This is a genomic window from Micromonospora sp. ATA51 (assembly GCF_016802855.1).
Lineage (GTDB): Bacteria > Actinomycetota > Actinomycetes > Mycobacteriales > Micromonosporaceae > Micromonospora > Micromonospora sicca.
In genome coordinates this window covers 1-9,573 of the sequence record NZ_JAEVHJ010000268.1, presented here as the reverse complement: position 1 = coordinate 9,573, position 9,573 = coordinate 1, and the positions used below count along the sequence as shown (strand labels likewise).

The following is a 9,573-nucleotide window of genomic DNA, read 5'->3' as shown; positions in this document are numbered from 1 at the left end:
GTCGAGCCCGGCCCCCGGCGCGGCCCACGGGCTGGTGGGCTCCCCGCCCGGCGTCGACCCGGCGGCATCCGGCCCGGCGGCGTCCGACCCGGCGACGGACCGGGTGGGGTCGCCTGCCGGCGATGGGGCCGGTTCCGTCACGGGGTCCTCCTGTGGAAGTGGCTCACCCGCCGCGCGGCGGACACGGGTCAGGCTACCGCCGCGGGTCCTGCGGGCGGGTCCGGGCACGGACGGCTCCTCCGCCCGGGCGGTCAGTCGACGTTCGGGGCGTAGTCGTGCCCGAAAGGCGCGTCGGCGAGCCGGACGACCCCGATCACCACCGCCGCCACCACCGCCACGGCCGCCAGCACCAGGCCCGTCCAGGCCAGCCGTTCCCCCCGCCGCAGCCGCTCCCCGCCAGTCAGGAAGCCGCCGGAGGCGTACGCCTCCCGACGCGCCTGCCGGGCGAGCTGGAGGGCGATCGTCGACGGCACCACGCCACCGACGAAGAGCCCGGTCAACGCCCCGATCAGGCCCAGGGCGAAGACCGCGCGGGCCTTCGTCGACCGGGTCGGCTCGGGGTCGAGCGGGTGGCGCGGACCGTGCTGGGCGACCGGTGCCGGCCCGGGTGCCGTCGTCATGTCCCCATCATGCCCCGCCGGCCCGGCCGGCGGCCCGGACCGCCCGCCCGCTCCCCCACGCGTCGCATGAACTCCACGGACACGACGAGGCCCCCGGCGGGTGCCGGGGGCCTCGTCGTGTACTGCTGGTTAGCGGTACGACCCGAAGTCGAAGTCGTCCAGCGGCACCGCCTGGCCGCTGGCCGGCCCGAACCCGTAGTCGGTCTCCGGGTAGCCGGTCATCGAGTAGACCTTGGCCTTCGCCTCCTCGGTCGGCTCGACCCGGACGTTGCGGTACTTGCTGATGCCCGTACCGGCCGGGATGAGCTTACCGATGATCACGTTCTCCTTGAGGCCGACGAGCGAGTCGCTGCGCGAGTTGATCGCCGCGTCGGTCAGCACCCGGGTGGTCTCCTGGAAGGAGGCCGCCGAGAGCCAGGAGTCGGTGGCCAGCGAGGCCTTGGTGATACCCATCAGCACCGGGCGACCGGCGGCGGGCTCGCCGCCCTCGCCGACGAGCCGGCGGTTCTCCGACTCGAAGAGCGCCCGGTCGACCAGCACGCCCGGCAGGAACTCGGTCGAGCCGGAGTCGATGACCGTCACCCGCTTGAGCATCTGGCGGATGATGATCTCGATGTGCTTGTCGTGGATGAGCACACCCTGCGAGCGGTAGACCTCCTGGACCTCCTGGGTCAGGTGGACCTGGACCGCGCGCGGGCCGAGGATGCGCAGCAGCTCGTGCGGGTCGATGGTGCCCTCGGTGAGCTTCTCGCCGACCTCGACGTGACCGCCGTCGTGGGTCCGCAGCTTGACCCGCTTGGAGATCTTGTCGTAGACGATCTCGTCGCTGCCGTCGTCCGGCACCACGATGATCTTCCGGGACCGCTCGCCGTCCTCGATCCGGATCCGGCCGGGGGTGTCGGCGATGGGCGCCTTACCCTTCGGAACCCGGGCCTCGAAGATCTCCTGGACACGCGGCAGACCCTGGGTGATGTCCTCACCCGCGACACCACCGGTGTGGAAGGTACGCATCGTCAGCTGGGTACCCGGCTCACCGATGGACTGGGCGGCGATGATGCCGACCGCCTCGCCGATGTCGACCGACTTGCCGGTCGGCAGCGAACGGCCGTAGCAGGCCGCGCAGACGCCCAGCTTCGACTCGCAGGTGAGCACGCTGCGCACCCGCACCGTCTCCACCCCGGCCGCGACGATCCTGTCGACCAGGATCGAGTTGAGGTCCTGACCCCGCTCGGCGACGACGGTGCCGTCCGGCCCCTTGATGTCGTCGGCCAGGGTCCGGGCGTGCACGCTGGTCTCGGCGTGGGTGTGGACCACCAGCTTGCCGTCGAGCCGCTCGCCGATCTGCATCGGGATGGCGCGGTCGGTGCCGCAGTCCTCCTCACGGATGATGACGTCCTGCGAGACGTCCACCAGACGACGGGTCAGGTAACCCGAGTCGGCGGTACGCAGGGCGGTGTCCGCGAGACCCTTACGGGCACCGTGCGTGGAGATGAAGTACTCCAGCACGGACAGACCCTCCCGGTACGAGGCCTTGATCGGCCGCGGGATGATCTCACCCTTGGGGTTGGCCACCAGACCACGGATCGCCGCGATCTGCCGGAGCTGGAGCAGGTTACCGCGGGCACCCGAGTTGATCATCTTCCACAGCGGGTTCTCCTGCGGCAGCGCGGTGTCCATCTCCTTGGCGACCTCGTTGGTCGCCTTGGTCCAGATCTCGATGAGCTCGCCGCGACGCTCCTCGGCGGTCATCAGACCACGCTGGTACTGCTTGTCGATCCGGTCGGCCTCCGCCTCGTACCGCTCCAGGATCTCCCGCTTGCGCGGCGGAGCGATGACGTCCTCCATGCCGATCGTCACGCCGGACCAGGTGGCCCAGTGGAAACCGGCCTCCTTGAGCCCGTCGAGGGTGGCCGCGAGGGCAACCTTCGGGAAGCGCTCGGCGAGGTCGTTGACGATCGCGGAGAGCTGACCCTTGCGGATCTCGTAGTTCACGAAGCGGTAGCCCTGCGGCAGCGTCTCGTTGAACAGCACCCGACCGAGGGTGGTGTCCACCGTCAGCGGCTCGCCCTCGACCCAACCCTCCGGCGCGGTCCACGGCTCGGCGCCGGCGCCGTTGTCGACACCGATGACGCCGCGCAGCCGGATCTTGACCGGAGCCTGCAGGTGCAGCTCGCCGTTGTCGAACGCCATCCGGGCCTCGGCGTCCGAGCTGAACGCCCGGCCCTCGCCCTTCTCACCGGGGGTGAGGTGGGTGAGGTGGTACAGGCCGATGACCATGTCCTGGGTGGGCATGGTGACCGGCTTGCCGTCGGCCGGCTTCAGGATGTTGTTCGACGAGAGCATCAGGATCCGCGCCTCGGCCTGGGCCTCGGCGGACAGCGGCACGTGCACCGCCATCTGGTCACCGTCGAAGTCGGCGTTGAACGCGGTGCAGACCAGCGGGTGGATCTGGATGGCCTTGCCCTCGACCAGCTGCGGCTCGAAGGCCTGGATGCCCAGCCGGTGCAGGGTCGGCGCGCGGTTCAGCAGCACCGGGTGCTCGCCGATGACCTCTTCCAGCACGTCCCACACGACCGGCCGCTGCCGCTCGACCATCCGCTTGGCGGACTTGATGTTCTGCGCGTGGTTGAGGTCGACCAGCCGCTTCATCACGAACGGCTTGAACAGCTCCAGCGCCATCTGCTTGGGCAGGCCGCACTGGTGCAGCTTGAGCTTCGGGCCGACCACGATGACCGAACGGCCGGAGTAGTCGACGCGCTTGCCCAGCAGGTTCTGGCGGAACCGGCCCTGCTTGCCCTTGAGCATGTCGGAGAGCGACTTCAGCGGGCGGTTACCCGGGCCGGTGACCGGCCGGCCACGGCGGCCGTTGTCGAACAGCGCGTCGACGGCCTCCTGGAGCATCCGCTTCTCGTTGTTGACGATGATCTCGGGCGCGCCGAGGTCGATCAGCCGCTTGAGGCGGTTGTTCCGGTTGATCACCCGGCGGTACAGGTCGTTCAGGTCGGAGGTCGCGAAGCGGCCACCGTCCAGCTGCACCATCGGACGCAGGTCCGGCGGGATGACCGGGACGCAGTCCAGCACCATGCCGAGCGGCGAGTTGCGGGTGTTCTGGAACGCCGCGACGACCTTCAGCCGCTTGAGCGCCCGGATCTTCCGCTGGCCCTTGCCGGAGCGGATGGTCTCGCGCAGGCTATCGGCCTCGGCATCCAGGTCCATGTTCTGGACCAGGGCCTTGATGGCCTCGGCGCCCATGCCGCCGGTGAAGTACTCGCCGAAGCGGTCGCGCAGCTCGCGGTAGAGCAGCTCGTCGGTGACCAGCTGCTTCGGCTCGAGCTTGCGGAAGGTGTCGAGGACCTCGTCGAGGCGGTCGATCTCGCGCTGGGCCCGGTCGCGGATCTGGCGCATCTCGCGCTCTCCGCCCTCCTTGACCTTGCGCCGGACGTCCGCCTTGGCACCCTCGGCCTCCAGCTCGGCCAGGTCGGCCTCGAGCTTGGCGGCCCGCTTCTCGATCTCCGAGTCGCGGCTGTTCTCGGCCTGCCGCTTCTCGGCCAGGATCTCGTTCTCGATGGTCGAGAGGTCACGGTGACGCGACTCGGCGTCCACGCTCGTCACGACGTACGAGGCGAAGTAGATGATCTTCTCGAGGTCCTTGGGGGCCAGGTCCAGCAGGTAGCCCAGCCGGCTCGGCACGCCCTTGAAGTACCAGATGTGGGTCACCGGAGCGGCCAGCTCGATGTGCCCCATCCGCTCACGACGGACCTTGGAACGGGTCACCTCGACGCCGCAGCGCTCGCAGATGATGCCCTTGAAGCGGACCCGCTTGTACTTACCGCAGTAGCACTCCCAGTCCCGCTGCGGACCGAAGATCTTCTCGCAGAAGAGCCCGTCCTTTTCCGGCTTGAGCGTGCGGTAGTTGATCGTCTCAGGCTTCTTGACCTCACCGTGCGACCACTGACGGATGTCGTCGGCGGTGGCGAGGCCGATGCGCAGCTCGTCGAAGAAGTTGACGTCGAGCACTATGTCCCCTATGTCGTCGTCTGTACTGCTTAGCTAGTGGGTGGGCGGATCGGGAGCCGGCGAGCCGGCTCCCGACCGCTCACCTCAGACCTCTTCGACCGAGCTCGGCTCGCGCCGGGACAGGTCGATGCCCAGCTCCTCCGCGGCCCGGAACACCTCGTCGTCGGTCTCGCGCATCTCCAGGGCCACACCGTCGCTGGAGAGCACCTCGACGTTGAGGCACAGCGACTGCAGCTCCTTGAGCAGCACCTTGAACGACTCCGGGATGCCCGGCTCGGGGATGTTCTCGCCCTTGACGATCGCCTCGTAGACCTTGACCCGGCCGAGGACGTCGTCGGACTTGATGGTCAGCAGTTCCTGCAGGGCGTAGGCGGCGCCGTACGCCTGCATCGCCCAGCACTCCATCTCACCGAAGCGCTGGCCACCGAACTGCGCCTTACCACCCAGCGGCTGCTGCGTGATCATCGAGTACGGGCCGGTCGACCGGGCGTGGATCTTGTCGTCGACCAGGTGGTTGAGCTTCAGGATGTAGATGTAGCCGACCGCGATCGGGTCCGGCAGCGGCTCGCCGGAGCGACCGTCGAACAGCTGCGCCTTGCCGGAGGAGCCGATCAGCTGCTTGCCGTCCCGGTTGGGCAGGGTCGACGAGAGCAGACCGGAGATCTCCTCCTCGCGGGCACCGTCGAAGACCGGAGTGGCCACGTTGGTGTCCGGCTCGGACTCGTGGGCGTCGATCGAGCGCAGCTGCTTCTTCCACGCCGCGTCGTCGCCCTCCACGCTCCAGCCGGTCTTGGCGACCCAGCCGAGGTGGGTCTCCAGGACCTGGCCGATGTTCATCCGGGAGGGCACACCCAGCGGGTTGAGCACGATGTCGACCGGGGTGCCGTCCTCCAGGAACGGCATGTCCTCGATCGGCAGGATCTTGGAGATGACGCCCTTGTTGCCGTGCCGGCCCGCGAGCTTGTCACCGTCCTGGATCTTGCGCTTCTGGGCGACGTACACCCGGACCAGCTCGTTGACGCCCGGCGGCAGCTCGTCGCCGTCCTCGCGGGAGAAGGTACGCACCCCGATGACCGTGCCGGTCTCGCCGTGCGGCACCTTCAGCGAGGTGTCCCGGACCTCGCGCGCCTTCTCACCGAAGATCGCGCGGAGCAGCCGCTCCTCCGGGGTCAGCTCGGTCTCGCCCTTCGGCGTGACCTTGCCGACCAGGATGTCGCCGGGGACGACCTCGGCGCCGATCCGGATGATCCCGCGCTCGTCGAGGTCGGCGAGCATCTCCTCGCTGACGTTCGGGATGTCGCGGGTGATCTCCTCCGGGCCGAGCTTGGTGTCCCGGGCGTCGACCTCGTGCTCCTCGATGTGGATCGAGGTGAGCACGTCCTGCTGCACGAGGCGCTGCGACAGGATGATCGCGTCCTCGTAGTTGTGGCCCTCCCAGCACATGAACGCCACGAGCAGGTTGCGCCCGAGCGCCATCTCGCCCTCGTCGGTGCACGGACCGTCGGCGATGACCTGACCGGCCTCGACGCGGTCGCCCTCGAAGACGACCGGCTTCTGGTTGACGCAGGAGCCGGCGTTGGAGCGGCGGAACTTGTGCAGCAGGTACGTCCGGCGGTGGCCGTCGTCCTGGTGGACGGTGATGTAGTCGGCGCAGAGGTCCTCGATGACACCGCCGACCTCGGCGACGACGACGTCACCGGCGTCGACGGCGGCGCGGTACTCCATGCCGGTGCCGACCAGCGGAGCCTCGGCCTTGACCAGCGGCACCGCCTGGCGCTGCATGTTCGCGCCCATCAGCGCGCGGTTCGCGTCGTCGTGCTCGAGGAACGGGATCATCGCGGTCGCGACCGAGACCATCTGCCGCGGCGAGACGTCCATGTAGTCCACGGCGCCCGGCGCGACGTCCTCGGTCTCGCCGCCCTTACGGCGGACCAGGACGCGGTCCTCGGCGAACGTGCCGTCCGCCTTCAGCGGCGCGTTGGCCTGCGCCTTGACGAACCGGTCCTCCTCGTCCGCGGTCAGGTAGTCGATCTGGTCGGTGACCCGACCCTCGACGACCTTCCGGTACGGCGTCTCGATGAAGCCGAACGGGTTGACCCGGGCGAAGGTGGACAGGGCGCCGATCAGACCGATGTTCGGGCCTTCCGGCGTCTCGATCGGGCACATCCGGCCGTAGTGGGACGGGTGCACGTCACGGACCTCGAAGCCGGCCCGCTCCCGGGACAGACCACCCGGGCCGAGCGCGCTCAGCCGGCGCCGGTGGGTCAGACCCGCCAGCGGGTTGGTCTGGTCCATGAACTGGGACAGCTGCGACGTGCCGAAGAACTCCTTGATCGCCGCCACCACCGGGCGGATGTTGATCAGGGTCTGCGGCGTGATCGCCTCGACGTCCTGGGTGGTCATCCGCTCGCGGACGACCCGCTCCATCCGGGAAAGACCGACCCGGACCTGGTTCTGGATCAGCTCGCCCACGGTACGCAGGCGACGGTTGCCGAAGTGGTCGATGTCGTCGGCCTCGTAGCCGTCCTCGCCGGCGTGCAGCCGGCAGAGGTACTCCACGGTGGCGACGATGTCGTCCTCGGTGAGCGTGCCGGTGGTGATCGGCACGTCGACTTCGAGCTTCTTGTTGAACTTGTAGCGCCCGACCTTGGCGACGTCGTACCGCTTCGGGTTGAAGAAGAGGTTGTCGAGCAGGGTCTGGGCGTTCTCACGGGTCGGCGGCTCGCCAGGGCGGAGCTTCCGGTAGATGTCGAGCAGCGCCTCGTCCTGGCCGGCGATGTGGTCCTTCTCGAGCGTGGTCATCATCAGCTCGGACCAGCCGAACTTCTCACGGATCTGCTCCGCGGACCACCCGATGGCCTTGAGCAGGACGGTGACGGCCTGCCGGCGCTTGCGGTCGATGCGAACGCCGACCGTGTCGCGCTTGTCGATGTCGAACTCCAGCCAGGCACCCCGGCTCGGGATGACCTTGACGCTGGAGAGGTCGCGGTCGGAGGTCTTGTCCGGCTGCTTGTCGAAGTACACGCCCGGGGACCGGACGAGCTGGCTGACCACGACGCGCTCGGTGCCGTTGATGATGAAGGTGCCCTTCGGCGTCATCATCGGGAAGTCACCCATGAACACCGTCTGGCTCTTGATCTCGCCAGTGGTGTTGTTGGTGAACTCCGCGGTCACGAACAGCGGCGCGCAGTAGGTCAGGTCCTTCTCCTTGCACTCCTCGATCGAGGCCTTGACCTCGTCGAAGCGCGGAGCCGAGAAGGAGAGCGACATGGTGCCGGAGAAGTCCTCAATGGGACTGATCTCTTCGAGGATCTCCGCGAGACCCGAGCGTGCGTGCGGGTCGTCCGCCGACCGGCCCTGCCAAGCCTCGTTGCCGACGAGCCAGTCGAAGGACTCGTTCTGAATGGCGAGGAGGTTGGGGACCTCGAGGTGTTCGGTGATCCTGCCGAATGAAACTCGGCGGGGAGCGAAAGCGCTCGACGTACGACTGGTCTTCGCAGGGCGGGAAGCTGCCAAGATGCGTCCTTCCGAGGACCGGTGCTGCAGAACGGCTGGTACGCGTGCACTCCAATGACCCCACCAGAAATATCCGCAAACGGACATTTCCGAGCAGGGGACTAGTCGGAAGGCAGCGCAAACTAGCAGTGTAGCCGAGAGGCTAACCGCTGTCCAGCCCACCCCGCAGGTCATCGCGGAACACGCCTCGGGACCTCGGAAAACCGGGTCTACCGGGCCGCTCGGAACGCGATGTTCCTGCCGGTCCGCTCGGGTGCCGCGGGCGGTGGTGCTGCCGTTGCCATTACCCGAGAGGTGGCCGTTGCAAGCGCGGAAGTTCTTGCTGGTGTCAGCGTGCCTGTCAGCCCGGTGTCGCGTCAAGGGCCGGTTACCGGTCGGGGTGTCTTTCCCACCGACGGACTACCGACAGGACCCGCTGTGCGGGGGTACGCCGGACGCCGGACGCGCTGCTCACGCCGCTGCCACCGGAACCACCAACCACAGCGGGCGGCGATCCGTTCCCGGATCACCGCCCGCCGCGACGCGGTTGTGCCCCGGCTCACGTGAGCCGGACGCGCGTCAGGTCGTACGCAAGGTCACTTGAGGGTGACCTTGGCACCCTCGCCCTCGAGCTTGGCCTTGGCCTTCTCGGCGGTCTCCTTGTTGGCCTTCTCCAGGACGGCCTTCGGAGCGGCCTCGACCAGGTCCTTGGCCTCCTTGAGGCCCAGGCCGGTCAGCTCACGCACGACCTTGATGACCTGGATCTTCTTGCCACCGTCGGCGTCGAGGATGACGTCGAACTCGTCCTTCTCCGGCTCGGCCTCGGCCGGCGCGGCACCCGGGGCGGCAACGCCCATGGCGACCGGGGCCGCGGCGGTGACCTCGAAGGTCTCCTCGAACTGCTTCACGAACTCGGAGAGCTCGATCAGCGTCATCTCCTTGAACGCGTCGAGCAGCTCGTCGGTGCTGAGCTTCGCCATGTCTGGCGTCCTTTCTAAAGGTGAAAACTAAGAACGTGGGTGCGCCGGGAGGCCTCAGGCCGCCTCGGCGCCCTCCTTCTCGCGCTTGTCCTGCAGGGCGGCCGCCAGACGGGCGGTCTTGGAGAGCGGAGCCTGGAACAGGGCCGCGGCCTTGCTCAGGTTGCCCTTCATCGCGCCAGCCAGCTTGGCCAGCAGCACCTCGCGGGACTCCAGGTCGGCGAGCTTCGTGACCTCGGCCGCGGAAATGGCCTTGCCCTCGAAGACACCGCCCTTGATGACCAGCTTCGGGTTGGCCTTCGCGAAGTCGCGAAGCCCCTTCGCCGCCTCGACGACGTCGCCCGAAACGAAAGTCAGCGCGGTAGGACCGGTGAACAGCTCGTCGAGGCCGGAGATGCCCGCCTCGGTCGCCGCACGCTTGGCCAGCGTGTTCTTCGCGACCGTGTAGGTGGTCTCCGTGCCGA

Annotated in this window: 5 protein-coding genes; all 5 read right to left on the bottom strand. The window is 68.4% G+C overall.

Annotated elements, in window-relative coordinates; all coding sequences use genetic code 11:
- Positions 1–251: 251 nt before the first annotated feature.
- Positions 252–620 (bottom strand): hypothetical protein, encoded by a 369-nt coding sequence (locus JNW87_RS29285; protein WP_109801301.1) that lies wholly within the window; start codon positions 618–620, stop codon positions 252–254.
- Positions 621–749: 129 nt separating this feature from the next.
- The gene (locus tag JNW87_RS29280) at positions 750–4,637 is read right to left on the bottom strand and encodes a DNA-directed RNA polymerase subunit beta' (RefSeq protein WP_109801302.1); all 3,888 of its coding nucleotides are present in this window, start codon (positions 4,635–4,637) and stop codon (positions 750–752) included.
- Between the two features lie 84 nt (positions 4,638–4,721).
- Positions 4,722–8,153 carry a DNA-directed RNA polymerase subunit beta gene (locus tag JNW87_RS29275; RefSeq protein ID WP_109801303.1) on the bottom strand — a complete coding sequence of 1,144 codons (3,432 nt, stop codon included), beginning with the start codon at positions 8,151–8,153 and terminating at the stop codon, positions 4,722–4,724.
- Between the two features lie 575 nt (positions 8,154–8,728).
- Positions 8,729–9,112 carry a 50S ribosomal protein L7/L12 gene (gene rplL, locus JNW87_RS29270; protein ID WP_089012491.1) on the bottom strand — a complete coding sequence of 128 codons (384 nt, stop codon included), beginning with the start codon at positions 9,110–9,112 and terminating at the stop codon, positions 8,729–8,731.
- 54 nt (positions 9,113–9,166) lie between these two features.
- Positions 9,167–9,573: 50S ribosomal protein L10 (gene rplJ / locus JNW87_RS29265; RefSeq protein ID WP_238454767.1), on the bottom strand; the 407-nt coding region annotated here is incomplete at its 5' end.